The sequence below is a fragment of the Arthrobacter sp. NPDC058192 genome (assembly GCF_042883665.1).
Classification (GTDB): domain Bacteria; phylum Actinomycetota; class Actinomycetes; order Actinomycetales; family Micrococcaceae; genus Arthrobacter.
In genome coordinates this window covers 47,994-74,447 of sequence record NZ_JBHVVJ010000013.1, presented here as the reverse complement: position 1 = coordinate 74,447, position 26,454 = coordinate 47,994, and the positions used below count along the sequence as shown (strand labels likewise).

The window sequence follows — 26,454 nt, the reverse complement described above, 5'->3', positions numbered from 1 at the left end:
CCGTCTGCCTAGCTGGTCCTGTTACGGACGGCGTCGACGATCCGCTTGACCGCCTCGGCGACGGGAACACCGTTGTCCTGGCTGCCATCACGGAAGCGGAAGGACACGGCTCCTGCCTCGGCGTCGTCCCCGCCGGCGATCAGCACGAAGGGGATCTTGTCCTTGCTGGCGGTACGAATCTTCTTCGGGAAACGGTCCGAGGAGATGTCCACCTCGGCGCGGATGCCGGCCGCCTTAAGCTGGTCCACGACGTCGAACATGTAGTCGTTGAACGCCTCCGCCACCGGAATGCCGACCACCTGCACGGGCGCCAGCCAGGCCGGGAAGGCGCCGGCGTAGTGTTCGGTCAGCACGCCCATGAAGCGCTCCACCGACCCAAACAAGGCGCGGTGGATCATCACGGGCCGCTGGCGGGTGCCGTCGGCGGCCTGGAACTCCAGTTCGAAACGCTCCGGCAAGTTGAAGTCCAGCTGGATGGTGGACATCTGCCAGGTGCGGCCGAGGGCGTCCTTGGCCTGGACCGAGATCTTGGGGCCGTAGAACGCGGCTCCGCCCGGATCCGGGACGAGTTCCAGGCCGGAGGCTTCGGCTACTTCGGCGAGGGTCCGGGTCGCTTCCTCCCAGGTGGCGTCGTCGCCGACAAACTTGTCCTCGTTCTTCGTGGAGAGCTCGAGGTAGAAGTCATCCAGGCCGTAGTCCTTGAGCAGGCCCAGGACGAAGTTCAGCGTGGTGGTGAGCTCATCCTTCATCTGCTCGCGGGTGCAGTAGATGTGGGCGTCGTCCTGGGTCATGCCACGCACGCGGGTCAGGCCGTGCACGACGCCGGACTTTTCGTAGCGGTATACCGACCCGAACTCGAAGAGCCGCAGGGGCAGTTCGCGGTAGGAGCGTCCGCGCGAGCGGAAGATCAGGTTGTGCATGGGGCAGTTCATCGGCTTGAGGTAGTAGTCCTGGCCGGGCTTGCGCACGGTCCCGTCCTCGTTCAGCTCCGCGTCGATGTGCATCGCCGGGAACATGCCTTCCTTGTACCAGTCCAGGTGCCCCGAGACTTCGTACAGGTGCCCCTTGGTGATGTGCGGGGTGTAAACGAACTCGTAGCCGGCGTCGACATGCCGCTGCCGGGAGTAGTCCTCCATGGCCTTGCGGATGATGCCGCCCTTGGGGTGGAACACCGGCAGGCCCGAGCCCAGTTCATCCGGGAAGGAGAACAGGTCCAGCTCGGCGCCCAGTTTGCGGTGGTCGCGGCGTTCGGCCTCGGCGATGCGTTCCTGGTAGGCCTTGAGCGCGTCCTTGGTGGGCCAGGCTGTGCCGTAGATGCGCTGCAGCTGCTGGTTGTTCTGGTTGCCGAGCCAGTACGCGGCAGAAGAACGGGTCAGCGCGAAGGCATTGGAAATCAGCTTGGTGTTGGGCAGGTGCGGGCCGCGGCAGAGGTCGCACCAGACGGTGTCGCCGCTCTTGCGGTCCACGTTGTCATAGATGGTGATGTCGCCGGCGCCGACTTCGACGTTGACGCCCTCCCCGGCGTCGGCGGCGTCGTTCTTCTTGCCCAGGAGCTCGAGCTTGTAGGGCTCATCCTTCATCGCTTCGCGGGCCTCCTCCTCGGAGACGACGCGGCGGACGAACCTCTGGTTCTGGTTGATGATCTTCTGCATCATCTTTTCCAGCTGGCGGAGGTCTTCCGGGGTGAAGGGTTCCGCGACGTCGAAGTCGAAGTAGAAGCCGTCGGTGATGTAGGGGCCGATGCCGAGCTTCGCGTCGGGGCGCAGCTGCTGCACGGCCTGGGCCATGACGTGGGCCGTGGAGTGGCGCAGGACGTTAAGCCCGTCAGGGGAATCCATGGTGATGCCCTCGACCGTGGCATCCTCGGGCAGGGGCTGGTCCAGGTCCTTGAGTTCGCCGTTAACGCGGGCAACTACGACGTCGCGGCGCTCAAAGAAGAGTTCCGCGCCGGTGGTCCCGGTAGTCACCTTGGTCTCTTCGCCGTCGACGAGAAGGGTGATCTGCTGGGCATCTGACACGGGTGTCTCCTATTCAAAGTTAAGGCTTCGTAGCTTGTGGCGTACGGGGACCACAGCCAGCCTCGTCCATGCTATCGGTTTCTCCACAGGCCAACCAACGCGCCACGGGGCGGGCCGCGCCGCGGCGGCGGGGTCACCGGAGGGCGCTCAGCCGCCCAGCCCGGTGATGGCGAGGTTCCGGCTGATCCCGTCCAGCGGACCGGGCAGTTCCGGTTCGCGGGAGGCGGTGGTACCTGGAACAGGTTCCGGGAACGGCAGGGTCTGAGGGCGGCTGAGGTCCCAGGCCATGCTGGCGCTGATGCTGATCCCCCGCGGCCCGGTCCGGCGGGTGGTGCCGCGGATCAGCAGCAGGCGGGTGCCGAACAGCAAGGATCCTGCCTGCTCCTGCGCTTCGTGGAAGAACACCGAATCCACGCAGCCGGTGCCGTCGTCGATGCTGATGAACACCACCCGCCTGCCGCCCCGCATGGGCGGAGTCTGGGTGGCCACCCGGACCCCGGCCACCAGCACTTCTGTGCCGTTGCGAAGTCCCAGCAGCCTATCCGCGGTGGTGACGCCTAGCCGGTCCAGCAACGGACGGTGGCTGGTCATGAGGTGCTCGCTGACGTCCACTGCCATCAGGTCCAGTTCCGCCCGGACGTTGTCCACCATGCTGGGTGCGGGAAGTGCTCCCTTCAGGTTCTTCAGCTCCACATCCCCCAACGGCAATGCCAATTGGCCGTCAACGATCTCCACGCCCTTCCGCTGGGGACGGGCCTGGAGCTTTTGCAGATGCTGGACCAGATCCGCCCGGTTGGCGGTTCCCCCGGAGGCCCGGTGCAGCGAATCGAAGGCGCCCAACTGGGCCAGTCTCTGGATGCTGGGCCGGCTCAGCCGAGAACGGGCGCGCAGATCCGCCAGGGAATCGTAGGGCTGGCCGGCCACGATCCGTTTCAGCTCGGCGCCGGAGAGGCCGAAGATGCCATTCAGACTCAGCCGGATGCCCAGCCTGCCCCGGTCCGGCCCGGATTCCACCCGCTCCACCCGGTACTCGGCCTGGCTCCGGTTGATGTCCAGGGGAAGGATGGGGATGCCCAGCCGGCGGGCCTCGGCGACAAGCAGGCGTTTGGGGTACATGCCGGGGTCGTGTTCCCAGAGCCCGGCCAGGAAGGCTTCCGGGTGGTGCGCCTTGAGCCAGGCCGACTGGTAGGTGGGCACGGCAAAGGCTGCCCCGTGGGCCTTGCAGAACCCGAAGCTGCCAAAGGCCTTCAACGTCCCCCAGACCTTGTCCACCACCTCTGGGCTGTAGTTCCGGACCCGCGCCTCCTTCCGGAAGAACTCCTCCACTTTCGCTTCCAGCACCTCGTTGCCCAGTGCCCGGCGGAACTCATCAGCCCGCGCCAGCCCGCATCCGGTCAGAACGTCGAAGGTCTTCAGGATCTGCTCATGGAACACGGTGACCCCGTGCGTCTCCTGAAGGACCGGCTTGAGATCCGGGTGCGGATAGACCTCCGGCGCGAAGCCGTGCCGATGTTCCAGGAAGGGCCGCACCATGTCTGATTTCATCGGCCCGGGCCGGAAGAGGGAGATGTCGATAATGAGGTCGTTGAATTCCCGGGGCGCCAGTTTTCCGATGAGTTCGCGCTGGCCCGGGGATTCGATCTGGAAACAGCCCAGGGTGTGGGTGCTGCGGATCAGTTCGTAGGTGGGCTCGTCGTCGAGCGGGACCGCGTTAAGGTCAATCCGGCCGTCCTCGGCGATGTAATCCGGGCCTGCCCCGTCCGGACCGGCCGGATGCGCGCCGGCGGCGACCACCTCAGCCTTGGAGGGGTGGAGACGGATCACTTCCCGGACGGCGAAGGCCATGGCGCTCTGCATCCGGACGCCCAGGACATCGAGTTTGAGCATGCCCATCGGGTCCATGTCGTGCTTGTCGAACTGGCTCATGGGCAGTCCCAGGCCGCTGGGCTGCACCGGAGTGCGGTCCAGCAGGGTGGCATCGCCAAGAATGACGCCGCACGGGTGCATGGAGATGTGGCGGGGCAGCCGGTCCAGACGTTCCGTGAGGTCCACCAGCAGGTCCAGCTGCTGGTTTTCGCCAAAGCCGCGCTGCTCCACCCGGTCGGCGAATTCCTTCAGTTCGGGTTTCTCCACGAGGGCTTCGCGGAAGTGCCGGGCAGAAAAACGCCACAGCTGCTTGGCGATCTCCCCGACCTCGCCGTCGTCCATGCCCAGCGCCAGGCCGGCATCCCGCACGGCACCGCGAGCGCGGTAGCCGTTCTGCATGCTCATCAGCGTGACCCGCTCCGCCCCGAAGCGCTCAAAGATCTTCCGGTAGACGTTGTGCCGTTCGGCGCTTTCGACGTCGATATCAATGTCGGGCAGGGTGGCGCGGTCGCGGGAGAGGAAGCGCTCAAAGATGAGGTCGTGCTGGAGCGGGTTCACCTGGCTGACATCGATCAGGTAGTTGACCAGGCTTGAGGCGCCCGAGCCGCGGGCGGCTGCCCGGACGCCCATGGCCATGATCATCCGCGAGACCTCCGCGACGGTCAGGAAGTAGGAGGCGAAGCCCAGCGAGTCGATGATCCGGAGCTCGTGCTTCAGCCGGGATCGCATCTGCTGTTCCCGCTGCCCGGAGATTCCCGGGAAACGGCGCCCGATGCCGGCCTCACAGCGCAGGGTCAGCTCTGCGAGCGCGTCTCCGGCGATCCCGATCACGGACGCTTCCGGGACCACAGGCTGTTTCCAGCCCATATCGGCCACCGGATCCATGCGGCAGCGGTCCGCGAGCGCCTCGGTCTGGGCGAGAAGCCGTCTGAGGTCCGCCGTGCCGTACCCCGCGGCGTGGATAATTTCCCTGCCCAGTTGCAGCATCTGGGCACCCGATTTCAGCCAGCCCTGCCCGTTGGGCTGCAGCAACGGGGCCGCGGAGAGTTCGGGGAGGGATTTGAGCGTCCTGGCGGAGTCAAGCACATCAGCTGTTGCCGCGCCGTCCTCGGCGACATACCGCACGGCGTTGGTCAGCACCGCGGGGACCCCGTGTTCTGCCGCAAGTTTGAGCATGCGCACCGCGTGGGCGGTGCTCAGTGCTTCCCCTGGCGGGCTGAGCTGGGAAACGACCTCCGCGGCAAGGGTGCCCGGCGGCATGGCGTCCAGCCAGCGTTTGAACAGGGTGCGGGGGCGCAAGTACCGGCGGCCGCCCATGGCGCGGCCGACGTCGGAGTCCGGGCCGATCAGCACCGTCAGGACCGGCTGGAGGGTTTCCGGGTGCAAGGTCCGCGAGGCCAGTTCGGCCCTGGTGACGGCCACCGGCACCGTTCCCCCGGCCTTGCCCGTGGTGCGGGCATGGGCGTCGGAGATCAACCGGCACAGGGCCCGGTAACCGGCGCCGTTGTTGTGCCCGTGCGCCAGCACGACGACGCGTCCCCCCAGCTGGGTACGGAGGTCGCCGTCGTTGTCAAAGACCGCGAGGTCCACCCCGACGATCGCCTCCAGTCCCGCCGCCATGCACGCTTTCAGGTGCTTTACTGTTCCGTACAGTCCGTCCCGGTCCGTGCAGGCCAGCGCGGTGGCGCCGTCGGCGGCTGCGGCGGCGGCAAGTTCATCGGGCCACGAGACGCCGTAGTGGGCGCTGAAGGCGGTGGAGACATGCAGGTGGGTGAAGCTCATGCTGGTTCAGCCCTCCGCATGGGGTGCAGGGCGTCGTGGATCCTCACAAGCCGCCACCGCCCGCTGCCGATATGCCGGCTCAGGTCTAGGGTGAGGGTGGGTTCTGCCGCGTCCTCCCCCGCAGCGCGCACCTGGACCCGCCAGATCTCGTGGTCCACCAGCCCCGCACCGCTCCCGAGCGGCGCCCGGCTTTCCTCCGTCCACCACTGGCGTCGTTCATACCAGCGGACGGGCTCAGCGCAGACCGTGTAATGCCGGCCTTTCCAAACGAGGCGCAGGGGCTGGCCTGAGGGCAGGCAGGCCACCTCCACGGACTCGCTGAACATGCCCACACTGCCTCCCGACCCCGTCCGGGCTGGGGCCGGCCCAGTCCCCGCTTCGGCTTTCCGCTTCTAGCGCTTCTTCTAGTAGTTCTTCTACTATTTTTCCTCAGGTATTCGAACATATCTTCGAATAAAACCAGTCTACGCCGGAGGCGCTGCAAAACCCATCTCAGGGGTGGACGGACGCTGATGCAGGTAGCAGGATTGAGCCATGAGCTCCCATAACGCACTCCTGAAGCACGTAAGGATCGCCGCCAAGGAATCAATCTTGGTGGCGACTTTTGATATTGAAGGCAACATTCCCGGCCAGGGCGCATATGTGGTGGGTCTCCTGGCGGCCACCCCGGACTACTCCCATCAGCGCAGAATGGGGATCGAATTCATGAATGGTGAAGCAGTTTCCTTCTTCTGCTTCAGCCATGACGGCACCGAGGAAAATTTCGACCTCAACGGGGTCGAGCACTCGGGCAACACCATCACCGGCCATTTCCCGCTCGCCACGGTGCTGGGGCTGCCGAAGGGCCACCTCATGACGGCGTTCAGCGACGCGGATGGCCGGGACTACCAGGCCAACGTGCCCGTGGAAGAGGCCTTGTAGCCGGCGGCATCTGGCGCACCGGCTGCCGTCGCGTTTTTGTAGCGGGGACGGCCTAGTCCGGCGACCGGTGGAGGACAAAGATACCGCCGAACGCGGGCTGGTCCGGCCGCTGCCGGTCACTGTCGGTATATTCGTTCAGCACAGCCTCGATCCGCGTGACGAGGTCCTCAACGTCGCCCTCGGAGAGGTGCAGAACGAAGCGTGAGAGACTGGCGAGCGCATCCGGCCCCGCTTCCGTCAGCTCTTCCCGAAACGCCTCCAGCGGCGCCAGCGGACCGCCCGGGCCGGCCTCATTCAGTGCGGTGTCCAGGTTCCAGGACCGCCCCGTGGAACGATACGGCTTCTCCAGCGCACCGCTGACTCCCGTGCGGACTTCGGCGGGCTCAAGAAATCCGGTTGTGAGCAGTTGCCGCACGTGATAGAGAACCGTCCCCGGGTCCTGGCCCAGTCGGTCGGCGAGCTGCTTGTTGGTCAGCTCGTGGAGCCCGCACAGGCGCAGGATCCTCAAGCGCAGCGGATGGGCCAATGCCTTAATCTCCCGGGCGCTCGCTACGGGTTTTTTCTTGTCCGGGATCTTCTGCCCTGCGTCCGCCATGTCTCTATCCTACAAACTGATGTACTAAACTCAACCACCTTGAACTTTCTCAATCAATGTGGAATGGTCCACCTATGACCATTCCCGCGGGCCAGGTAAAAGAACGGCAACGTGCGCCGCTGGGTGCGTCCTACTGGAAGCTGTGGACCTCATCCGGGTTGTCCAACCTCGCGGACGGCGTCTTCAAGATCGCGCTACCGCTTCTGGCCGTTCAGCTCACTCAGTCCCCCACAGCGGTCGCCGGGCTTACCGTCACCGCCACGCTTCCCTGGCTTCTCTTCGCCCTGACTGCTGGGGCGCTGGCCGACCGGCTGGACCGGCGCAAGCTCATGTTGTGGGCCAACCTCAGCCGCGCGCTCCTGCCCGCCGTGCTGGTCGGCCTCATCCTGCTGGACTTCGGCTCCATTGCGGCACTCTACGTCGTCGCATTGATGGTCGGTGTGGCTGAAACGCTCTACGACACTTCGGCGCAGTCGATCATGCCCCAGGTAGTCCAGCGCGATCAGCTCTCGCGCGCTAACGGCCGGCTCTACGCCGTCGAGCTCACCACCAACCAGTTCGTGGGCCCCCCGCTGGGCGGGCTGCTGGTGGCCCTCGGCGTCGTTGCGGGTTTTGCCGTGCCGGCGGCACTGTGGCTCGCCGCCGTCGGTGTCCTGCTCATGGTCCCGGGGACTTTCCGCGTTGAGCGGGAGCAGAAGTCGACGCTGCGATCCGACATCGGTGAGGGTTTGCGGTTCCTCTGGAACCAGAAAATCCTTCGCACGCTCGCGGTGATGACCGGAGTCTTCAACTTCGCGTCCAGTGCGGCATTCGCGGTCCTGGTGCTGTTTGCCGTGGGACCGGCCTCAGAAATGAAACTGTCCGAGGTGGGGTTCGGCCTACTCCTGACGACCTCCGCTCTCGGCTCCGTGGTCGGCTCGTTCATTTCCGAACGGGTGGAGGCCAGGCTGGGCCGGTCAAAGTCGCTGACGCTCACGGTCTTCGGGGGTGCGCTGTTCATCGGCGCTCCCGCCCTGACCAACAACCCCTATGTTCTTGGCCCGGTCTTCTTTGTGGGGGGCATTCTGATCGTGCTCTGGAACGTCATCACCGTATCCCTGCGCCAACGCATTACTCCCAACGGACTGCTGGGCAGAGTCAACAGCGCCTACCGCCTGCTGGCCTGGGGCACCATGCCGCTCGGGGCGGCAGCGGGCGGCCTGCTGGCCCAATGGCTGGGCCTGCAGGCCATGTTCGGCATCATGGGAGTGCTGACCCTTGCCCTACTCGGGATGATGCCCATCCTCACGGACAAGGCAATCGCCGCGGCCGACGTCGAATCCTAGGCGGCACTCCAACCGGCAGTTGTTACCTCACGGCCGAGTCAGCTGCCGGCTTTGTACACTTCGAGTTCCAGCGCGATGAACGCATCGACCATGGCGCGGTAGGTCTTTTCGACGAGTTCGACGTCGATGTCCTTCTGTTCCGCTGTCGCCTTGACGTGTTCGAGCACGCGCTCCACGCGGCCCGGCGCCCGAACCTCTGCACTGTCGGCCTTCAGGGTTCCGGCGATCCGGATCAACCGCTCCCGGCGGCCGATCAGCGCCACAATCTGCTCATCCACTTCGTCAACTGCCACCCGCACAGCTGCAAGCTGCTCCTTGTCGGCCTGGGCGTCTTTGTCGAATGTGTGATTTGTGGACATGTTTCTGACAGTATCCAAAGATGCAGCCACGAGTCGACTTAATCTCACTGGGTGTCCGCAGTGTTGCCGCCTCCCGCAGCTTCTACGTTGACGGCCTTGGATGGCCCGTCCACCGGGAGGTTCCCGGCGAGGTGCTCTTCATCCAAATCAACCACGGCCTCCTCCTCTCGCTCTGGGACGCCGGGCAAATGCAGGCCGAAGCCGGCACTGACCCCCCGTCCGGGGTTCCGTGCATCACACTTAGCCATAATCTGGGCAATGCCGCGGAGGTCGATCGGGTCATGGCCGACGCCGCATCGGCAGGCGCCGCCATTGCCGCTGCGCCGCAGACGCAACCCTGGGGTGGCTACACCGGGTACTTCGCTGATCCGGACGGCTACCGCTGGGAGGTCGCATTCAACCCCAGTTGGGCGGTCGACGGCGGCGGCAGAGTGACGCTCTGACCGGCCTCGAAGACACTGTGGCGCCGCAGGGGCCGCCCCCCGCCTCCAGCCGGCGGACAGGCTCGCTGACCGCCCGGCAAACCCAGCGCTAGAACAGGGTTCCGACCGGCTGGATGAGTTCCGGCGAGTCGTTCTTGACGTTCCCGACGGCGGTGCCGACGGCGTCGATCCGCCAGCCTTCCGCGACGTCGTGCGCCCCGGCCCGGACCAGGTCCACGAGCCCGGCCGCGTCGTCGGCCTGCGGGTCCAGCCACGTCTGCATAGTGTCGCGGTCCATTGGCAGCGGAACGCGGTCATGCAGCGCGGTCAGCTCGGCCAGCATGCCCCCGGCGTACCCCTCGGGCGGAGAGTCGGTGGTGATGATCGACGTCGAGAGCATCCAGCGTTCCGGGTCGCCCTCGGCTTTGGACGGGTCCTTCCACCATTCATAGAGTCCGGCAAACACAATGGGCCGCCCGTCCTTGGGATGCACATAGTAGGGTTGCTTGCCGCGGCCCTCGCCCTTCCACTCGTAGTAGCCGTCCGCCGGGACAGCGCAGCGCCGGGACCGGGTCGCCTTCCGGAAAGCGGGCTTCTCCAGCACGCTCTCACTGCGCGCATTGATCATCTTCGACCCGATTCCCGGGTCCTTGGCCCAGGAAGGCACCAGTCCCCAGCGGGCTATATGGAGCTGGCGGACCGGCTCCCCATCCACGAGTCGTTCCAGCAAAATAGGAACGTCGGCCGTCGGGGCAACATTCCAGGACGGCGGGATCGCGATCTCATCTTCGAGTTCCGCGTCGAATTCGGCCAGCAGGTCTCCCACGGCCCGGGCCATCACGTAGCGTCCACACATGTCCCCAGCATGCCACCGCGGGTCTCTCCGGGCCACTGGCGGACACGCCGTGCGGGAATAGTGGGGTGCACGGTACGGTTGTTGGCAGTGAGGCAAGACTTCCGTGGGCACCTGGCACTACGCGCCGGTCCCAACAACCAGCTTGAGGAGAACTTAGTGGACTTCACCCCCGAATCCGGCACCATCACCATGTTTTCGACCACCTGGTGCGGCTACTGCAACCGCCTGAAGAAGCAGCTGGATGCCCAGGGCATCGGGTACACCGAGATCAACATCGAAGAAGTCGAAGGCACCGCCGATCTCGTGGAGCAGCTCAACGGCGGCAACCGCACCGTCCCCACCGTCCTCTTCCCGGACGGCACCGCCGCCACCAACCCCTCCGCGGCCGAGGTCAAGAGCCGGCTCGCCGCCTAGCCCTTCCACTCTCCGGAGACCATCCAGAAGCGACACCAAACCACGACGGCGCGGCCTCCCAAGGGCCGCGCCGTCGCCCGTTGTGCCAGTATGTTGTGCGGATATGCCGCCATCAGAGCAGAGGAGCTTGTTCCATGGTTCATAAGGTCAAAGCCGCAGTAGTCCGTTCCAAGAATGCCGACGTCACGCTTGAGACGATCCTGGTGCCGGATCCCGGCCCCGGCGAGGCCCTCGTGGACATCCTCACCTGCGGTGTCTGCCACACGGACCTGCACTACAAGCAGGGAGCCATCAATGACGACTTCCCCTTCCTGCTCGGCCACGAGGCCACCGGAGTTGTCAGCGCGGTGGGGCCCGACGTTACGGACATTGCCCCGGGTGACCGCGTGGTGCTGAACTGGCGTGCCGTCTGCGGCGAGTGCCGCGCCTGCCGCCGCGGTGAACCCCAGTACTGCTTCAACACCCATAACGCCACCCAGAAGATGACGCTGGAAGACGGAACGGAACTGAGCCCCGCCTTGGGCATCGGCGCCTTCGCCGAAAAGACCCTCGTCGCCGCCGGACAGTGCACCAAGGTGGACCCCGACGCCGACGCCGCCGCCGTCGGACTGCTCGGCTGCGGCGTCATGGCCGGCATCGGCGCGGCGATCAACACCGGAAACGTCAAGCGCGGCGATTCCGTTGCCGTGATCGGCTGCGGCGGTGTAGGCGTGGCGGCCGTCGCCGGTGCCGCCCTCGCCGGCGCCACCACCGTGATCGCCGTCGACATCGATGCCAAGAAGCTCGACCGTGCGAAGGACCTCGGCGCCACCCACACGGTGGATTCCTCCGCCGTCGACCCCGTGGAAGCGATCCGCGAAATGACCGGGGGCTTCGGTGCCGATGTGGTGATTGACGCCGTCGGCCGCCCGGAAACCTACAAGCAGGCCTTCTACGCCCGCGACCTCGCCGGCACGGTGGTCCTGGTGGGCGTGCCGAGCCCCGAGATGACCCTCGAACTGCCGCTGCTGGACGTGTTCGGCCGCGGCGGGTCACTCAAGTCCTCCTGGTACGGCGACTGCCTGCCCTCGCGCGACTTCCCCATGCTGATCAGCCTCTACCGGCAAGGCAAGCTGGACCTGGATGCCTTCGTGACGGAGCGGATCCGGATCGACCAGATCGAGGAAGCCTTCGACAAGATGCATGCCGGCGCGGTGCTGCGCTCGGTGGTGGAGCTGTGAGCATCCGGATCGACCGGCTGGTCACCTCCGGGACGTTTTCGCTCGACGGCGGGACCTGGGACGTTGACAACAACGTCTGGATCATCGGGGACGACGCCGAATGCGTCATCATCGACCCGGCGCACGACCCCGCTGCCGTGGCCGCCGCCGTCGCGGGCCGGAAGGTCACGGCGATCCTGCTTACGCACGGCCACGATGACCACATCCGCGCCGTCGGCGAGGTTCGCAGGCTGGTGAACGCCCCCGTGTACCTGCACCGGGAGGACTGGATGCTCTGGGAGCAGGTCTTCCCGGGCACTGAGCCGGACCACGCCATCGCCGACGGCGACAGGTTCGACGTCGCGGGGGCCAGCCTCGTGGCCCTGCGTACTCCCGGCCACTCGCCCGGGTCCGTGTGCTTCCTGCTTGAGGGCAATGACGCTGCGTCTGCAGGCGCCGTGCCTGCAAGCACCGTGTTCAGTGGCGACACGCTGTTCCAGGGCGGCCCGGGCGCAACCGGCCGCTCCTTCAGCGACTTCCCCACCATCATCGGCTCCATCCGGAACCGGCTCCTGCCGCTTCCCGCGGACACAGTGGTACGCACCGGCCACGGGGATCCGACGACGATCGGCGCCGAGGCGCCGCACCTCGAGGAATGGGTCGCCCGGGGGCACTGACCGGATTCCTGGTCGGTCGGTGCCGTTGGTGCGATGGACTGGCCGCACCGGCGTGTCCGGATCCACGGCAACGCTGAGGGTCGGTACTAGGCTTTGGGGCCATGAGACCAAACCCCAGCATGGAACCGGACACATGGACCGCGGACATCCGGACCCAGCTCGATGCGTTCCTCGATGAGCACCGCGCGGCCCTGCACGACTGTCTCGACGGGCTGACGGAGCAGGAGGCCCGGGCATCGCTCGTCCCGTCCAGCACGACCCTCCTGGGGCTGGTCAAGCACGCCACGTTCGTGGAAAAGGTCTGGTTCGACGAGGCCATCACACGCAGGACGCGCCAGGAGATCGGTATTCCGGCCACGCCCGATGAATCCTTTATCCTCGGGGACGGCGCCACAATTCCCGGCATCCAGGCCGCCTACAGCCAGGCTTGCGAAGAGTCACGCCGCCGGGCCGCTCCCCTGGCCCTTGACGACGTCGTCCGGGGCAACCGGCGCGGCCCGCTGCCCCTGCGGTGGGTCTACCTGCATATGCTGCGGGAACTGGCCCAACACTGCGGTCACGCGGACATCCTGCGCGAACAGATCCTCGCTGCCCGCAAGTAACTGCCACGCCCGCGACCATGAAATCACCACCGCGGACCCCGGAAAGCGTTTGAGCCTCCAGCCCATAACGGGCCCTCTGGAACCACCGGCGACAACCAGCTCGGCCCGGAGCCCGGTGAAACCAAGGTCAGGCTCTCCCTGTACCCGGCGTCGTGCTGTCGAAGTTTGCCGGAAATTCTCGCCAGGTTCGCACTGGCGACAACGCGATAGGGACCGCGGAGGCCCCCGCGAGCAGGGCCCAGATCCAGAGCACGGCTTGGACGCCAATCAAGCCGGCCAGGGCGCCACCGGCGAGGCTGGCGACCGGCATAATTCCGAGGACAAATAGCCTGTTACTGGCCATGACGGTTCCGAGCCTGTGGGAGGGGGCGATGCGCGGGACGATGCCGGCGCCGGCTACCGATATGACCACCACGAGGAATGCCCATCCAAACGCGGACGCACCGAGCCAGAGCGCGGGGAACCATGGCAGGACCTCGGCCATGGGCGCCAGCGCAACCACCGGGACGCAGGCAACACCGGCGAAAATCCTGGTGTTCCCGATGCCGAGCTGCTTCAGGATGGCCGGTGCTGCGAAGGAGGCCACAAGGCCGCCCAGAGCGGCAAAAGTGCTGAGTATCGCGAACACGGCAGGGCTAAGCCCCAGGACGTTGAGGGCATATACCGCCATGGCGGCGCTGCCGAATATGGTGGCAGCGTTAAGCATCATTCCGGAAAGAAGCAGCCCCCTGAGCACCGGGTGGTGAACGGTGAAGGACAAGCCGGCCCGCGCCGCAGGCAAGAACCGCTCGTGGCTTTGGGGCGGCGTGACGTTCTCGTCGACCTGGATTCTCGTGAGCGACAAGGCTGAGGAGGCGTAGGACAGTCCGGCCGTCACGAGTACAAACGGTGCGGCGATCGCACTCAGCAGCGCTCCCGTCAAGGAGGGAGACGCGACGGCGACGGCGCTGGCGGCCGACTGCAGCCGGGCATGAGCATCACTGACCCGTTCCCGCCCCACCACCGTAGGAATGAACGCTCCATGGGCCGTAGTGAAGACAACATCGCCGACGCTGATCAACGCCACGCAGGCCAGCAGATGGCCCATCGTCAACGCACCGGTTACGAAGGCGGCCGGAACGCTCAGAACCACGATGGCCCGGAACACGTCCGCGGCGATCATCAGCCGGCGTCGGCGGATCCGGTCCACCCAAACGCCGACCGGCAGGCCCAGGACAAGGAACGCACTCAAGCCCAGAGCATTAATGATTCCCACGTCCAAAGCACCGGCACCGAGCATCGAGACTGCGACGATCGGGACCACGACCCGACTGGCTTCATCGCCGACGCCCTCGAGCGCACTGGCGATCCAAAGCTTCCGGAACGCAACCAGCCGCGCCACTGACGCGTCCACTCGTGGCCGGGCTCTGGCGTCTACACCTCTTTGTAAGGTCACACCTGACAACTTGTCAGGCGTGACCTTACAAGTCAAGTAAGCTGGACCCCGTTACCCGATCATGTGAGGGAGAATCCCATGGAGCTGGAACCACCGCTGACTGGCCCGCTGATGTGCAGCTTCTGCGCGAGGTCGGCTGGCGCCGCAGGCCGCCTGGTGGCGGGGCCCGGAGTTGCCATTTGTGCGGCGTGTGTCGAGGCATCCATGAAGCTCTTGAGCGGTACGAACGGATCACAGGCAGAGAATCCTTGGCTACGCATGACCGACGACGAACTACTGGCCCACCTGCCGGAAATCGCCGCTGTTGCCTCGCAGGTTGAAGAGCGTCTGCGGTCCTGGATTGGGACCGCGCGGCAAAGACGAATCAGCTGGGCGCGCATAGGCGCCTCGCTGGGCATGACAAGACAATCAGCGTGGGAACGCTTTCAGACTCCGCGCTAGACACAGGCTCCTGCCTCGCAACCCGCAGGTAGCTGTCAGACACCTGTCCGCCGGACTCCCGGATCACCCGGGCTGGCGAAAATGGGCAAAAACGCGCACGGGTTCCGGACGGAAATCCCGCCCTTCGGTAAAGCCCAACGCTTGGTAAAAGGCGCGCTGGGCCGGCTCGTCGTCGGTGATCAGCACGGTTTGCCGCACGTGACCGTACTTGTCGGTGATGCTTGCCAGCATTGCCCGGCCGATGCCGTTGCCCTGCCAGGCGGGCCGGACAAGTACGTCCTGCACATAGCAAATAGTCGAATCATCCGAGATCGCCCGGGCCAGCCCCAGCAGCTGGCCACGGTCGTCGCGGGCTGCAACGACGTACGACGAGTTGCGGACCGCCTGGGCCAAAACCTCGGGCTGACGGGTATACGCGGACCATCCGACAGACTCGTACAAGTCGACCAACTCGACCTCGGAAACCTCGCTGACGGTGGAGATGCTGAACGTTGGCATCGGCCCAGTGTCGCACAACGCTTCGAGCTTCCGTTGTCCTGCGGGCCCCATGCGGGCCGGTCCCGATCGACCGACCAGAGGATATTCTTGCGTTCCTATCCACAAGCCAAACTGAAGGAGAGAATCCGTGATCATGCGAGGCGACGTGCTCGAAGCGGAGAGGCGCATCAGCGGCTATGTGAGGCGCACGCCCCTGCTCCGCGGTGGCACCGCCACCGCTCCACTGTGGTTCAAGTGCGAGTTCCTGCAGCACACCGGGGTCTTCAAAGCCCGAGGGGCCTTCAACCGCATCCTGGCTGCTCGCGAGCGTGGGGAACTCGACCCAACGATTGGCGTAGTGGCGGCATCCGGCGGCAATGCTGGCCTGGCCAATGCCTACACCGCGGCGGCACTCGGGGTTCCGGCAACTGTGTTCGTGCCGGAGACGGCGCCTCGGGTCAAAGTCGAGCGCCTGCTCGGGTACAACGCAACAGTCCGTCAGGTCGGCGCGGAGTACGCGGAGGCCTATGCGGCCGCAATGCAGTACGTCGAAGCCAGCGGTGCCTTGTTCTGCCACGCCTACGACCAGCTGGAGATCGCTGCGGGGGCCGGCACGCTCGCCGAAGAAATCTTTCAGGACGAACCCGGCATTGACACCATTGTTGTCGCCGTCGGCGGGGGCGGGCTGTACGCTGGCGTCGCCGCCGCTGCTGAAGGCCGGGCACGCATCGTCGCGGTAGAACCCTTCAATATCCCCACCCTGCACGCGGCCCTCGAAGCCGGCCGCCCGGTCAACGTGTCCGTATCCGGGATTGCCGCGGATTCCTTGGGTGCCCGGCAGGTGGGCGAGATCGCTTTCAGCATGGCTTCGCGTGTCCCACCGACGTCGGTGCTCGTGGATGACGCAGCCATTGTCAGCGCCCGATCCCAGCTGTGGAGCGAGTACCGCATCCCCGCTGAGTACGGTGCGGCGGCGGCCCTCGCTGCCCTCACTTCCGGCGCCTACATACCAAGCGAAGGCGAACGCGTGGCAGTAATCGTCTGCGGAGCCAACACCGATGTGCATACGCTCTAGGCATTGACCACGGACCGCAACGCGGCGCTTCTGGGACAGACGGACCCAGCCTTATTCGAGGCGGAAGTATCTGTTCCGGCGGGGTGTCTGGCCCGGATCGACGTGCGGCGGCGGGATGAACCAGGGAATGCCGCTGCGCATCTGGATGGTCCACTGTTCCTTGTGGATCAGGTGGTGATGGTGCGAACACAGCAGCGTTCCGTTCTCTGTTCCGGTGCTGCCGCCCCGGGACCAGTACGTCACATGGTGGGCCTCGCACCACGCCGCGGGGATGGTGCATTGCGGGAACGAACAGCCCTGGTCCCGGACCGTGATGGCCCTGCGGATATGCGGCGGAAAGACCCTTGAGGCGCGGCCGATGTCCAGGACCCTGCCCTCGCCGCCGAGCAGGACCGGGATGATGTCGGCATCGCAGGCGATCTTGCGCACGGTCGACGCCGTGACCGGCCCGGTGAACAACAACGATCCGGTCCCGCCGGCGCCATAGGTCGCGGTGGCGCCGGAAGATTCATTTGCCCAGGGGCCGTTGGTCCAGGGGTCGTTGGTCTGGGGTTCGGTGGCGCCGAGCCGTCCGACGAGGTCCTGATAGTTGATGGTTGCCATCACCTGGGGGCGGAGCCCTCCCGCCACAGACAGCTGTCCCGAAGCCAGGGCGGCCCTGCATCCGCCGACGAGCCCGTCGAGGAGTTTCTGCGGCCTTGTTCGGGGGTCCAGCCGGGCTTCGACCGGGTCGATTCCGTTCCCGGTCGCGGCCGGCGCGGGGACAGCCGGGTCGGGGACGACCGGGTCGGGGACAACCGGGTCGGCGACGGCCGGGTCGGCGACGACCGGGTCGGGGACGGCCGGGTCGGGGGCGGCCGCACGGTCGCCGGCACTGCCCGCATCGGCTGCGGCACCGGCGGTGGCCAGGCGTGGATTGGTGGCCACATTCATCACTGTGACCAGGCCCTCGAACTGGTCCGTGGTGGCGAAGATTTCCAGATGATGCAGCCCGTGGCGCGGTTTCCGGATGAAGACGCCCTGGAGCCGGCGCAGCACCTCCTCCGATGGCTCGGCTCCGTCCTGGTCCAGGGCATCGATCCACCGCCGGGTGACCCTGGCCAGGAAATCGGGGTCGTTCTCGACCGCCGTCATCGTCAGGGCATGCTCCATGCCATCAACAGCCTCCGGCGGGGCCACATGCCCCGCCCGGTTCAGGGACATCGCGATGAGCGTGGCCGTATGGGAGGCGATGGCTCCCTCGGCGACCGCTGCGGCGAGTTCCTGCCGCGCCGGCGGCAGGGACCGGCCCGCAATGCCGGCCCGGGGCAGCACCACGGCGCCCAGCGCGATCCGGCGCTTGGCCTCGGACGCACCAATCCGCAGCCGCGCCCGCAGGAACTCCGCCGAATTCCTGTACCCGTCATCCGCCACCGCAGCCACAGCAGACCTCCCCACCGCAGACACGGCCGCGGCACCAGTTCCGGCAGGCACTGCCGGACCCCCGCCCGGGGCTGCCCCGCCCTCCGCCCCGGCGCCGTTCCCGCCGTCGAATTCATTCCCGGACCCAACCTCGCTCCCGGGATTGGCCGCTCCCCCGGGAACGCCATCACCGGGCACTGTGTTCCACCCCGTCAGCCAGCCACCGGCCGCTCCGGCCGCCGCCTCCCAGCCCCACCCGCCGGGCGCCTTCTCCACCAAGGCCGCCTCGCGGCGCGCGCGGTCCACCCGGGCGGCACCGATGACCTGCAGATACTCCACTATCCGGGACAGCTCCTCCACGCCTTCGGCGAAGTCCGAAGCCCGAAAGAAGTCCAATCCGGCAACGTTTTCCGCCGCCGTCCCCGTGGCTGCCCGGAGCAACTCCAGGGCCGCGGCCACAGCGCCGTCCACCGAATCACCTGGCACCGAGGGAACGGCTGACACCTGCGGAAGCCCGAGGCGCATCGCGGACCCCGGCCGGTAGGCCCGATCCGGAACGAACTCTCCAACAGCTTCCATAACTGAACTCTGCCAGAGGGGTACGACAGAAATCATGGAGCTGGCTGGGTTGCTGGTTGCGTCAGTAATTGCGGCGCGACTCCGGGTACGACTGACGCACTGGATCCTCATGGCCCGTTGACCAGCGATTCGGCCTCGCCCCGCCGTGGGGAGAAAGTCCCAGCGGAAGAGGCGTGTCCCAAAGGCGGTCGAAACAGCCCCACGCCCGGCACACGGCGCTGGTAGGGTCAGCGCATGGATGAAAATTTGGGGAAGTTCATCGACAATTTCGCGCGGCTCGTGGAGATCGCACAGTCCGGACAGCATCGGGTGAAACGCGGAACCCAGTTGCTGACAACGCTAACCGACCATTTGGAGGTCCCGGCGGAAACAGTGTCCGTGGTGGTGGAGGAGATTCCGCCGCACCGGTTCGTGGACGCTGACATCCTTATGGCAGAGCTCGCCGCAGAGGACCCCGAGTTCCGGCTCGCGGGCATCGGCGGCGGCGACCAACGCCACCATCAGTCGCTGAGCGACATGCTGCAGCAGTCGCAAATGTTCCCCCACTTCCCCCTGTCCCAGCCCGACTACACCAACCTCGCGGTCGGTCCGGATGAGCAGCGGCAGGTAGTGGCGCTGGGACTATGGCTGTTCAACCACGCAGGAAGTCCGATTGCGATCCTGCAAAGGGACGCCAATCCCCGGTACGGCCGGCAAACGGCGTCCCTGGAAGTCCTCGCCGGCGCCACCGACCACTCCGCACGCTTCCTGACGGAGTTCCGACGGCGGATGCATCACCGCAGTGTCCTCAAGGGCCAGGTTATCTCCCTGGTGATGGGCGAATACGGTCCCAGCGCGGCCGGAGTGACCTTCCACGCCCGGCCTGCCCTCGCCGCGGACGATGTCATCCTGCCCGATGGCCTGCTGGAAAGGGTCTCCGACCACGCCCTGGGCATCGGTGAGCACCGGGACGCTCTCAACAAGTACGGGCAGCACCTCAAGCGCGGCGTCCTACTCTACGGCCAGCCGGGGACCGGCAAGACCCACACTGTGCGGTATCTGCTGAGCCGCGGCGAAGGTGCCACAGCGATCCTCCTTTCGGGAGGATCACTGGCCAGGATCTCCGAGGCCGCCACCATGGCCCGGGCCCTGCAGCCCTCCATCGTCGTCCTGGAGGACTGCGACCTCATCGCCGAAGACCGAAGCTTCGGTCACGGGCCTCAGCCGCTGCTGTTCGAGGTGCTGGACGCCATGGACGGCTTGGCCAACGACGCGGATGTTGCGTTCGTCCTCACCACCAACCGCGTCGACATGCTGGAACGCGCGCTGGCACAGCGGCCCGGGCGTGTGGACCTGGCCGTGGAAATTCCCCTCCCTGCCCCGGCGGAACGTATCTCCCTGCTCAGGCTCTATGCCCGCGGCATTTCCTTCAGCCCGGAGGCACTCGAGGATGCGGCAGCGCGCACCGAAGGCACCACCGCCTCGTTCGCACGGGAGCTGGTCCGCCGGGCGGTCGTTGCCGCCGCGTTGGACGGCGTCCCGGTCGCGGACTCCCATTTGGCGAAGGCCGTGGATGACTTGATGGCCGACAGCGCCGCCCTGACCCGGAGCCTCCTCGGCAGCGGGACCGGCGGAGATGGCGACGGCCATGGCGGAGGGTTTCCCGGACCGTTCCCCGGGCCGCCAGGAGCATTCCACTTCGGGGGCTAGGAACGGGAGTTGCAACCAGCTCCACGGGCCGGCTAGAAGGTGTAGCGCAGGATTCGCGCCTTGCGGGCAAGGCTCGGTATGCGCCCGGAGAACCGAGTCGCGACGCGCAGCCATGCCGGGAAAAGCTCCACCTCCGGGGCATGGGCCAGGCTGGTCTCCTCCACCAGCTTCAGCCGGGGGTTCCACGCCTCTGGCCGGTGGGCGTCCTTGAATCCGGGGTAGCCGCTCCATTGGCCGGACACGGCCTTGAACATCCGCTGGGGAGCCAGCTTCGCCATTTCCCTACTCACCCAACCGATGCGGCCGTAATCGTTGAAGGCCAGCTCACCCGACTTAAAGTGACCGGTCACCGCCGTGAACAATGAAATGATCTCTTGCTCGCTGAGGAAAGCCAGCAAGCCGTTTGCGATCAGCATGGTCGGTTGCCCCGCCGGGATCGGGTCCGGCCAGTGGTCGCCGGTGAGCGATTGGGGCACGCTGTGGGCCCGGGCATTCGCGGGAACAACTCTGTCCCGGAGCGCGATCACCGCAGGGAGGTCAACGCTGTACCAATCGACACTCGCCGGCGGCTGCACCCGGGACATGCCGTCGTCCAGCCCAGCCCCGAGATCCACCACGACGGCGTCGGGATGACCGGCAACGAACGTGCGCACCCTGTCGTCCAGCATCTTCGTGCGCAGGGCCGCCTGGCAGACGACGCTGGTCACCAGACCAAGTCCGGCGAAGTCGTAGTCGATGCCGGCGGCGATCCTGTCTGCGCCCTTGTCGCCGAGGATCGTCCGTGGCGAACGGCTGTCCAAGGCCCGGGCGTACAACGTCAGTAACGCCGTTTCTCCCAACGGCGTAATACCGTCGACGTCGATCCCCATGTTCCCGCCTCCCTGCGCCATGCCCGGGGGTTGTGCCCGCGCTGGACATGCACTCCGCGGCCCCGAATCCGGCCATCACCGCCGTCCATATGGCCCCGCCCCTCTAGGCCGGGGACCTTACGCGCCAGGGAGTGAGCCTGGGCAGCCAGCGCGGCACGTTGTCGCGGTAGGCCTCATACTCAGGACCGAACTTCCGTGCCAGCGTGGGCTCTTCATGGAGCACGACAAATGCGGCCACTGGGACGGCGCCCAACGCGGCAAGGCCAAAAAGCTTGGGCTGCCCGAGTACGAGGCCCTGTCCGGTTATCGCCGCGGCCAGGGCAACGTAGATGGGGTTCCGCACGAAGCCGTACCAGCCGCCGACCACCAGATGCTTCGTCTGCGCAAAGGGCGCAGGCGTTCCCAGCCCCTCAACGGCGAACCGCACAAAGGAACTTGTGATCACCGTTGCGCCCGCGCCGATCAGCACGACGCCGACGCACTGCGCGGGGAGTCCGCCCGGCACCGGCCGTTTCACCTGCCAGCGCGTCATCACCCAGGGGACGAGACCCGCCGCCGTGGCCGGTGCGACGGCGAACACCGCCGTGCCAATCGCCGCGAGTCTCTTCTCACGCGCTGTCTCTCCGGATGCTGCCATGCTGATCATTTCATTTTTCACCTACCGTGCGTCGCGGTGCCGACCCGTCGGCCTGTCCAGACAAGTGCTGCCAGCACGGCACTGGGCGCCGGCCCTTGCGGCCGGTCGATGCCCCGGCCGGTCAGATTCTGCGGCCCTTCGGGCGAGGCGGACTAGTTACAGCTTGGACCTCCCGCGGTCCAACCGCCAGAGCGCCTCCAAAAGCCACTCCACGCAGGGATCTTCGGCTGCGGTTCAGCAGCCTGGCGGCCAGAGGCCAGCCGGTCGCAGGCCTCTTCCACGGCCTGCCCAGCAGGCTTAGACTCGATTCGCTTGACTCAACAGGGAGAAGTTCGGCATGAGGCTCGTCGTCGATCTCACTAAATGCCAGGGTTATGCCCAATGCGCCTTCCTCGCCCCGGACGTCTTCACGATCCAGGGGGACGAGGCGCTCACGTATGACCCGGACCCTGACCCGGCGCAGCGCACAAGGATCCGGCGGGCCGCCGCGGCCTGTCCCGTCCAGGCAATCCGGCTCGATCAGCTTGACGAACCGGCCCAGTCGCGGTCTTCGGACAGGCCACGCACGGCATCCACTGTCGAGAGCAACGGCGGCCACTTCAAGCGATCCGGTCGGATCGTTATCGTTGGCGCATCGGTGACCGGGTTGCGCGCAGCGGAGCGGCTGCGCGAGGAGGGGTTCACCGGCTCCTTGACACTCGTCGGCGAGGAAGCCCACGAGCCCTATGACCGGCCGCCGCTGTCGAAACAGGTCCTGGCGGGATATGTCGTGTCCGGAGACACTTCGCTGCCCCGGCACCGGGACATCGACGCTGACTGGCGTCTGGGCGTCGCGGCCACGAGTCTGGATCTGGCCGCGAAGCAGGTGCAGCTCGCGGACGGCAGCCGGATCGGCTTCGACAAGCTGCTGATCGCTACCGGCGTGCGGGCCCGGTCCTGGCCAAACGCTGCGGAGGCCGCGCTGGCAGGCGTCCTGACCCTGCGGACCAAGGAGGACGCGGCAACCCTCCGACAGTTCCTCGCCCGGCGCCCTCGTCGCGTCTTGGTCATCGGCGCCGGGTTCATCGGCTGCGAAGTCGCTTCCGTGTGCCGCGAACTCGGCCTTCCGGTCACCGTTGCTGAAGCCGGCCCGGCACCGCTCGACGCGGCGCTCGGACGTGTGGTCGGCGCAATCGCCGGCGAGCTGCAGCTAGAGAACGGCGTGGACCTGCGCTGCGCCGTCAGGGTCGTTTCCCTCGAGGGCGATGCCACCGGACAGCTGCGACGCGCCCACCTGTCCGATGGCACAACACTTGACGTGGACGTGGCGGTCGCCGCCCTGGGAGCCGTTCGAAACGGCGAATGGCTCGCCGGTTCGGGATTGGCAAGCGGCATGTGGGGGGTCGCGTGCGACGCCGGCTGCCGTGCTTTCGACGCCAACGGGCTGGTCACCGACGACGTCTTCGTCGCCGGGGACGTGGCACGCGCCCCGCAGCCGATGTTCGGCTACCAGTTCCTCGCCGTTGAACACTGGGGCAATGCGAACTCCCAAGCCGAGGTTGCGGCCCACAATATGGTCAGCGACGAGACAGAACGGTGGCCCCACCTTGCCGTGCCCAAATTCTGGTCGGTCCAATTCGGCACCGAGATCAAAAGCGTGGGCGTTCCCTCAGTCGCCGATCAGGTCGTCATCGCGCAAGGATCGGTTGCCTCGCGGCGGTTCCTGGCGGTCTATGGCTACAAGGGACGCATCGTGGCAGCGGTCGCCTTCAACCAGAACAAATGGCTTGATTTCTACGAACCGCTGATCGAGCAAGCGGCGTCATTCCCGCCGTCTTTCCATCATATTGACGAGCCCACGGATGCCCAGCCGGTGCCGGCCGGGTTCCGGCCAACTACCAGCCCTACCCAGGACGCAACCGTCGTCGTGACCGGTCACTATCCAAATGAGCGCCGCGCCCGACTAACCGATCACCGCCTCCCCTGAAGCGCCTTCCCGGGCCCGGAAGCCACCGGCGCCCCCTATCTAAGGAGTCTGCACCATGACCGAGCCCAGCTCATGGGACCAGATCCTCGACTACTCCAACCGGGCGAACCCGTACCCGTTTTACGACGAACTCCGCAAGACCCCGGTGACACGGCTTCCGGACGGAAGCTATCTGGTGAGCACCTACGCGGAGATCACCGCCCTGCTGCACGATCCGCGGGTCAGTTCAGACATCACGCGCAACCCGGCCGCCGCCGCGGCAGGCGTCACTGCGGGCGGCGACGACGACGGGGGCGGACCGGGCATGTCTCCGACCTTCCTCAGCATGGACCCTCCTGACCACGACAAGTTTCGACGGATCACCATGCGGCATTTCGGGCCGCCGACGACGCCGGGCAGGGTTGCCGGGATGGAGGCGAGGATGACGGACATTGTCACCGACCTGATCGACAACATGGCGGGGTTCAGCCGGATCGACGTCGTCGATGACCTGGCCTACCCGCTGCCCGTCACGGTGATCTGCGAACTTCTTGGCGTCCCCCCAGGCGACGAACAGCGGTTCCGGGTCTGGGTAGACGTCGCCCTGCAATCCACGGATCCCGGTCTCGATCCTGAAACACAGCAAAAGAAGAGGGTTGAGGCCGGCAAGGAACTGCGTGCCTTCATGGAAGAACTGGTCGAAGCCCACCGGCAGTCACCCGGCAATGACCTGCTCTCAGCTATGGCCACCGACGACGGCCCGGAAGGTCGCATGCCGGACGAGCAACTGGTGAGCACCGGGCTCCTCCTGCTCATCGCCGGACACGAAACCACCGTCAATCTCATCTCCAATGGCGCTTTGACGTTGCTCAGGCACCCGGCGGCGCTCCAAAGGCTGCGCAACGACCCCGGCCTCGCCATCCCGATGGTCGAGGAGTTGCTGCGCTACGAGCCGCCCGTACATTTTGTCCCCTTCCGCACTGCCCTCGACGACATCGAGATCGCCGGAACCACCATCCCGGCCGGCGCCTCCCTCACCCTGGTCCTGGCCGCTGCCAACCGCGACCCCGCCCACGTCACCGACCCCGACGCCTTCATTCCGGACCGGCGCAACAACCAGCATCTGGGCTTCGGCGGCGGCGTCCATCTCTGCTTCGGAGCACCCCTGGCCCGGCTGGAAGCGCAGATCGCCCTCACGGCATTCGCCACGAGGCTGGAAAACCCGCGGCTGGTCTCCGACCCGCCGCCGTACCGGCCGAGCCCATTCCTGCGCGGCCCCTCCCACCTCCCGATAGACATCGACGGCATCGCCGACCGAAGGCTGGCGACCTGAGCCTACCTGTGCGCGCAGATGAGGCAGTCGGCATTGTCAGCGCCCGGGCCCACATGGACCTCGGTCGCCTGGCACATTAGGCTGCCTCCGACCGTGATGGCGGCGTCGTTGCAGGCCGACGGCGTCCGCGCTTGCACAATACGTTAGTCAGTACTAACGTATCTTTTGTGTTGGATGCCTTGGAGGTCGCCGCGGAGCCGAACCGGCGCAGGCTGTTGCATCTCCTGGCGAGCCATGAACAGTCGGTCGGGGAACTGGCCGCGCATTTCACCGTGAGCCGCCCTGCCGTTTCTCAACATCTACTGCTGCTGGAGCAGGCAGGCCTCGTGTCTGCCCGCAAAGAGGGACGCAACAGGTACTACCGGCTCGACCCCAACGGCATGGGCAGGCTCCGTGAGCTTGTCGAGCAGTTCTGGACCAATGAGTTGGACCTGCTGGCCTCTGACGCGGCAGCGCTTGCCGAACGGCGTCACGACTCAAAGCCCACAACGTAGTCGGAAACTTCAATCCCAGAAAAAGGACCACACATGAGCTTCGACAAGACCATCCACCTTCCCGTCGACGCGGACGAGGCGTTCGCCCTCATTACGGAGCCCGAACGCCTCCGCCGCTGGCAGACGATCGCTGCCCGGGTGGACCTTCGGATCGGCGGCGAGTACCGCTGGACGATTACCCCCGGCCACCACGCGGCGGGGACGTTCCAGGAGATCGAACCGGGCAAGCGGGTCGTCTTCACCTGGGGCTGGGAATCCGGCATGGACCTGGCGCCGGGCGCGTCCACCGTAACCATTACGCTCGAGCCCGACGCCGCGGGCACCTCACTGCGCCTGGTCCACGAGGGGCTCAACGAGGCTCAGGCCTCAGCCCACGCCGAGGGCTGGAACCACTACCTGGACCGCCTGGTAGCCGAAACGTCCTCGGATGCCGGCGCCGGACCGGACGAGTGGTCCGCGGCCCCGGACCCGATCGACCACTTCAGCTCCGCCGAGGCATCCCTCGGAGTCCTCCTGGGCGTGCTCCGCAAGCTCACCCCCGCAGACCGTGAGAAAGCCACGCCGTGCGCAGACTTCAACGCCCATGAGCTGCTGGAGCACCTTGCCGGCTCGCTCAAAAACATTGGCACGGCACTCGGCGCGGACGTGACGGACCACACCGACGCGTCCCCTGAGGTGCGCATCGCCGGGCTCGCCCAGACCACCCTGGAAGCCTTCACCCGCCGCGGAATCGAAGGCACCATCGACATGGGCTTCGCGGAACTGCCAGCCACCATGGTCGCGGGCATCGTCAACCTGGAACTGCTTGTGCACGCCTGGGATTTCGCGACCGCCACGGGCCAGGAGCTCATCGTCTCAGACGTCGTCACCGGGTTCGTCGAGGACCTCGCGCGGCAGACCATCTCCGAGCAGGTCCGCACCGGCGGCAGCTTCGCCGCTGCCCAGCCGACCGCGGAGACGGCCGACAGCCTCGAGCGCCTCATCGCCTTCACCGGCCGCTCCGTCAACGCCTAAGTTCCCACCAGCAGCAAACCCAACACGAA

General features: G+C 66.4%; 25 protein-coding genes. 14 read left to right on the top strand and 11 right to left on the bottom strand.

Going from position 1 to position 26,454, the window contains the following annotated elements:
- Positions 1-8: 8 nt before the first annotated feature.
- The 3 genes from thrS to ACFVVK_RS14005 all read right to left on the bottom strand — a co-directional run bounded on the left by thrS (position 9) and on the right by ACFVVK_RS14005 (position 5,998).
- Complete coding sequence (gene thrS / locus ACFVVK_RS14015; protein WP_390267877.1) at positions 9-2,018, bottom strand: threonine--tRNA ligase; 2,010 nt, start codon at positions 2,016-2,018, stop codon at positions 9-11.
- Positions 2,019-2,165: 147 nt separating this feature from the next.
- Complete coding sequence (locus ACFVVK_RS14010; protein WP_390267874.1) at positions 2,166-5,666, bottom strand: DNA polymerase III subunit alpha; 3,501 nt, start codon at positions 5,664-5,666, stop codon at positions 2,166-2,168.
- Complete coding sequence (locus tag ACFVVK_RS14005; protein ID WP_390267871.1) at positions 5,663-5,998, bottom strand: DUF6504 family protein; 336 nt, start codon at positions 5,996-5,998, stop codon at positions 5,663-5,665. Before ACFVVK_RS14005 ends, ACFVVK_RS14010 begins: the two co-directional genes overlap by 4 nt.
- A 202-nt stretch (positions 5,999-6,200) precedes the next feature.
- Between ACFVVK_RS14005 and ACFVVK_RS14000 the strand changes: the two genes are divergently transcribed.
- On the top strand, positions 6,201-6,587 hold the full coding sequence (locus ACFVVK_RS14000; RefSeq protein ID WP_390267868.1) for a hypothetical protein: 387 nt from the start codon (positions 6,201-6,203) through the stop codon (positions 6,585-6,587).
- A gap of 52 nt (positions 6,588-6,639) precedes the next feature.
- Here ACFVVK_RS14000 and ACFVVK_RS13995 read toward each other — a convergent pair whose 3' ends face one another.
- On the bottom strand, positions 6,640-7,182 hold the full coding sequence (locus ACFVVK_RS13995) for an ArsR/SmtB family transcription factor (RefSeq protein WP_390267865.1): 543 nt from the start codon (positions 7,180-7,182) through the stop codon (positions 6,640-6,642).
- Between the two features lie 74 nt (positions 7,183-7,256).
- On the opposite strand from ACFVVK_RS13995, the gene ACFVVK_RS13990 reads away from it, so the two are divergent.
- Positions 7,257-8,507, top strand: coding sequence for an MFS transporter (locus ACFVVK_RS13990; protein ID WP_390267862.1), 1,251 nt, complete (start codon positions 7,257-7,259; stop codon positions 8,505-8,507).
- Positions 8,508-8,545: 38 nt separating this feature from the next.
- On the opposite strand, the gene ACFVVK_RS13985 is transcribed toward ACFVVK_RS13990, so the two are convergent.
- Positions 8,546-8,866 (bottom strand): chorismate mutase, encoded by a 321-nt coding sequence (locus ACFVVK_RS13985; RefSeq protein ID WP_390267859.1) that lies wholly within the window; start codon positions 8,864-8,866, stop codon positions 8,546-8,548.
- Positions 8,867-8,886: 20 nt separating this feature from the next.
- On the opposite strand from ACFVVK_RS13985, the gene ACFVVK_RS13980 reads away from it, so the two are divergent.
- The gene (locus tag ACFVVK_RS13980; RefSeq protein ID WP_390267856.1) at positions 8,887-9,309 is read left to right on the top strand and encodes a VOC family protein; all 423 of its coding nucleotides are present in this window, start codon (positions 8,887-8,889) and stop codon (positions 9,307-9,309) included.
- Positions 9,310-9,397: 88 nt separating this feature from the next.
- Here ACFVVK_RS13980 and ACFVVK_RS13975 read toward each other — a convergent pair whose 3' ends face one another.
- On the bottom strand, positions 9,398-10,144 hold the full coding sequence (locus ACFVVK_RS13975; protein WP_390267853.1) for an SOS response-associated peptidase: 747 nt from the start codon (positions 10,142-10,144) through the stop codon (positions 9,398-9,400).
- Positions 10,145-10,300: 156 nt separating this feature from the next.
- On the opposite strand from ACFVVK_RS13975, the gene ACFVVK_RS13970 reads away from it, so the two are divergent.
- From ACFVVK_RS13970 to ACFVVK_RS13955, 4 genes are all read left to right on the top strand, one after another.
- Positions 10,301-10,558 (top strand): mycoredoxin, encoded by a 258-nt coding sequence (locus ACFVVK_RS13970; protein WP_011692168.1) that lies wholly within the window; start codon positions 10,301-10,303, stop codon positions 10,556-10,558.
- A 134-nt stretch (positions 10,559-10,692) separates the two neighbouring features.
- Positions 10,693-11,778, top strand: a complete 1,086-nt coding sequence (locus ACFVVK_RS13965; protein ID WP_390267850.1) for an S-(hydroxymethyl)mycothiol dehydrogenase — start codon at positions 10,693-10,695, stop codon at positions 11,776-11,778.
- Positions 11,775-12,434 carry an MBL fold metallo-hydrolase gene (locus ACFVVK_RS13960; RefSeq protein WP_390267847.1) on the top strand — a complete coding sequence of 220 codons (660 nt, stop codon included), beginning with the start codon at positions 11,775-11,777 and terminating at the stop codon, positions 12,432-12,434. The genes ACFVVK_RS13965 and ACFVVK_RS13960 overlap by 4 nt, the downstream gene beginning before the upstream one ends.
- Before the next feature lie 101 nt (positions 12,435-12,535).
- Entirely contained in the window at positions 12,536-13,036 is a 501-nt protein-coding gene (locus tag ACFVVK_RS13955) for a DinB family protein (RefSeq protein ID WP_390267845.1), read from the top strand.
- Between the two features lie 127 nt (positions 13,037-13,163).
- Here the strand turns inward: ACFVVK_RS13955 and ACFVVK_RS13950 are convergent, their stop codons facing one another.
- Positions 13,164-14,417 carry an MFS transporter gene (locus tag ACFVVK_RS13950; RefSeq protein WP_390267842.1) on the bottom strand — a complete coding sequence of 418 codons (1,254 nt, stop codon included), beginning with the start codon at positions 14,415-14,417 and terminating at the stop codon, positions 13,164-13,166.
- 132 nt (positions 14,418-14,549) lie between these two features.
- On the opposite strand from ACFVVK_RS13950, the gene ACFVVK_RS13945 reads away from it, so the two are divergent.
- Positions 14,550-14,912, top strand: a complete 363-nt coding sequence (locus ACFVVK_RS13945; protein ID WP_390267839.1) for a ClpX C4-type zinc finger protein — start codon at positions 14,550-14,552, stop codon at positions 14,910-14,912.
- A gap of 63 nt (positions 14,913-14,975) precedes the next feature.
- On the opposite strand, the gene ACFVVK_RS13940 is transcribed toward ACFVVK_RS13945, so the two are convergent.
- Positions 14,976-15,410 (bottom strand): GNAT family N-acetyltransferase, encoded by a 435-nt coding sequence (locus ACFVVK_RS13940; protein ID WP_390267836.1) that lies wholly within the window; start codon positions 15,408-15,410, stop codon positions 14,976-14,978.
- A 127-nt stretch (positions 15,411-15,537) separates the two neighbouring features.
- Between ACFVVK_RS13940 and ACFVVK_RS13935 the strand changes: the two genes are divergently transcribed.
- Complete coding sequence (locus tag ACFVVK_RS13935) at positions 15,538-16,464, top strand: threonine/serine dehydratase (protein ID WP_390267833.1); 927 nt, start codon at positions 15,538-15,540, stop codon at positions 16,462-16,464.
- A gap of 51 nt (positions 16,465-16,515) precedes the next feature.
- Here the strand turns inward: ACFVVK_RS13935 and ACFVVK_RS13930 are convergent, their stop codons facing one another.
- Positions 16,516-18,444 (bottom strand): DUF222 domain-containing protein, encoded by a 1,929-nt coding sequence (locus tag ACFVVK_RS13930; protein ID WP_390267831.1) that lies wholly within the window; start codon positions 18,442-18,444, stop codon positions 16,516-16,518.
- Between the two features lie 234 nt (positions 18,445-18,678).
- On the opposite strand from ACFVVK_RS13930, the gene ACFVVK_RS13925 reads away from it, so the two are divergent.
- A complete protein-coding gene (locus ACFVVK_RS13925) occupies positions 18,679-20,133 on the top strand; it encodes an AAA family ATPase (protein ID WP_390267828.1) in 1,455 nt (484 codons plus the stop codon).
- Positions 20,134-20,165: 32 nt separating this feature from the next.
- Here the strand turns inward: ACFVVK_RS13925 and ACFVVK_RS13920 are convergent, their stop codons facing one another.
- Positions 20,166-21,002 carry a class I SAM-dependent methyltransferase gene (locus ACFVVK_RS13920; protein WP_390267825.1) on the bottom strand — a complete coding sequence of 279 codons (837 nt, stop codon included), beginning with the start codon at positions 21,000-21,002 and terminating at the stop codon, positions 20,166-20,168.
- Between the two features lie 103 nt (positions 21,003-21,105).
- Complete coding sequence (locus ACFVVK_RS13915) at positions 21,106-21,639, bottom strand: methyltransferase family protein (RefSeq protein WP_390267823.1); 534 nt, start codon at positions 21,637-21,639, stop codon at positions 21,106-21,108.
- A 337-nt stretch (positions 21,640-21,976) separates the two neighbouring features.
- On the opposite strand from ACFVVK_RS13915, the gene ACFVVK_RS13910 reads away from it, so the two are divergent.
- The 4 genes from ACFVVK_RS13910 to ACFVVK_RS13895 all read left to right on the top strand — a co-directional run bounded on the left by ACFVVK_RS13910 (position 21,977) and on the right by ACFVVK_RS13895 (position 26,425).
- The gene (locus ACFVVK_RS13910) at positions 21,977-23,605 is read left to right on the top strand and encodes an FAD-dependent oxidoreductase (protein WP_390267820.1); all 1,629 of its coding nucleotides are present in this window, start codon (positions 21,977-21,979) and stop codon (positions 23,603-23,605) included.
- A 55-nt stretch (positions 23,606-23,660) separates the two neighbouring features.
- Positions 23,661-24,917, top strand: coding sequence for a cytochrome P450 (locus ACFVVK_RS13905; protein ID WP_390267817.1), 1,257 nt, complete (start codon positions 23,661-23,663; stop codon positions 24,915-24,917).
- A 167-nt stretch (positions 24,918-25,084) separates the two neighbouring features.
- Complete coding sequence (locus ACFVVK_RS13900) at positions 25,085-25,411, top strand: ArsR/SmtB family transcription factor (RefSeq protein ID WP_390267814.1); 327 nt, start codon at positions 25,085-25,087, stop codon at positions 25,409-25,411.
- 33 nt (positions 25,412-25,444) lie between these two features.
- On the top strand, positions 25,445-26,425 hold the full coding sequence (locus ACFVVK_RS13895; RefSeq protein ID WP_390267811.1) for a TIGR03086 family metal-binding protein: 981 nt from the start codon (positions 25,445-25,447) through the stop codon (positions 26,423-26,425).
- Positions 26,426-26,454: the final 29 nt, after the last annotated feature.

What these genes read in the sequence shown, in the direction of transcription:
- ACFVVK_RS13915 (WP_390267823.1), bottom strand. Translation starts at nt 21,639, where the DNA reads ATGGCAGCATCCGGAGAGACAGCGCGTGAGAAGAGACTCGCGGCGATT.
- ACFVVK_RS13930 (WP_390267831.1), bottom strand. Translation starts at nt 18,444, where the DNA reads ATGGAAGCTGTTGGAGAGTTCGTTCCGGATCGGGCCTACCGGCCGGGG.
- ACFVVK_RS13905 (WP_390267817.1), top strand. Translation starts at nt 23,661, where the DNA reads ATGACCGAGCCCAGCTCATGGGACCAGATCCTCGACTACTCCAACCGG.
- ACFVVK_RS14000 (WP_390267868.1), top strand. Translation starts at nt 6,201, where the DNA reads ATGAGCTCCCATAACGCACTCCTGAAGCACGTAAGGATCGCCGCCAAG.
- ACFVVK_RS13920 (WP_390267825.1), bottom strand. Translation starts at nt 21,002, where the DNA reads ATGGGGATCGACGTCGACGGTATTACGCCGTTGGGAGAAACGGCGTTA.
- ACFVVK_RS13925 (WP_390267828.1), top strand. Translation starts at nt 18,679, where the DNA reads ATGGATGAAAATTTGGGGAAGTTCATCGACAATTTCGCGCGGCTCGTG.
- ACFVVK_RS13940 (WP_390267836.1), bottom strand. Translation starts at nt 15,410, where the DNA reads ATGCCAACGTTCAGCATCTCCACCGTCAGCGAGGTTTCCGAGGTCGAG.
- ACFVVK_RS13985 (WP_390267859.1), bottom strand. Translation starts at nt 8,866, where the DNA reads ATGTCCACAAATCACACATTCGACAAAGACGCCCAGGCCGACAAGGAG.
- ACFVVK_RS13895 (WP_390267811.1), top strand. Translation starts at nt 25,445, where the DNA reads ATGAGCTTCGACAAGACCATCCACCTTCCCGTCGACGCGGACGAGGCG.
- ACFVVK_RS13910 (WP_390267820.1), top strand. Translation starts at nt 21,977, where the DNA reads ATGAGGCTCGTCGTCGATCTCACTAAATGCCAGGGTTATGCCCAATGC.
- ACFVVK_RS13945 (WP_390267839.1), top strand. Translation starts at nt 14,550, where the DNA reads ATGGAGCTGGAACCACCGCTGACTGGCCCGCTGATGTGCAGCTTCTGC.
- ACFVVK_RS13980 (WP_390267856.1), top strand. Translation starts at nt 8,887, where the DNA reads ATGCAGCCACGAGTCGACTTAATCTCACTGGGTGTCCGCAGTGTTGCC.
- ACFVVK_RS14010 (WP_390267874.1), bottom strand. Translation starts at nt 5,666, where the DNA reads ATGAGCTTCACCCACCTGCATGTCTCCACCGCCTTCAGCGCCCACTAC.
- ACFVVK_RS13955 (WP_390267845.1), top strand. Translation starts at nt 12,536, where the DNA reads ATGAGACCAAACCCCAGCATGGAACCGGACACATGGACCGCGGACATC.
- ACFVVK_RS13965 (WP_390267850.1), top strand. Translation starts at nt 10,693, where the DNA reads ATGGTTCATAAGGTCAAAGCCGCAGTAGTCCGTTCCAAGAATGCCGAC.
- ACFVVK_RS13995 (WP_390267865.1), bottom strand. Translation starts at nt 7,182, where the DNA reads ATGGCGGACGCAGGGCAGAAGATCCCGGACAAGAAAAAACCCGTAGCG.
- ACFVVK_RS13990 (WP_390267862.1), top strand. Translation starts at nt 7,257, where the DNA reads ATGACCATTCCCGCGGGCCAGGTAAAAGAACGGCAACGTGCGCCGCTG.
- ACFVVK_RS13975 (WP_390267853.1), bottom strand. Translation starts at nt 10,144, where the DNA reads ATGTGTGGACGCTACGTGATGGCCCGGGCCGTGGGAGACCTGCTGGCC.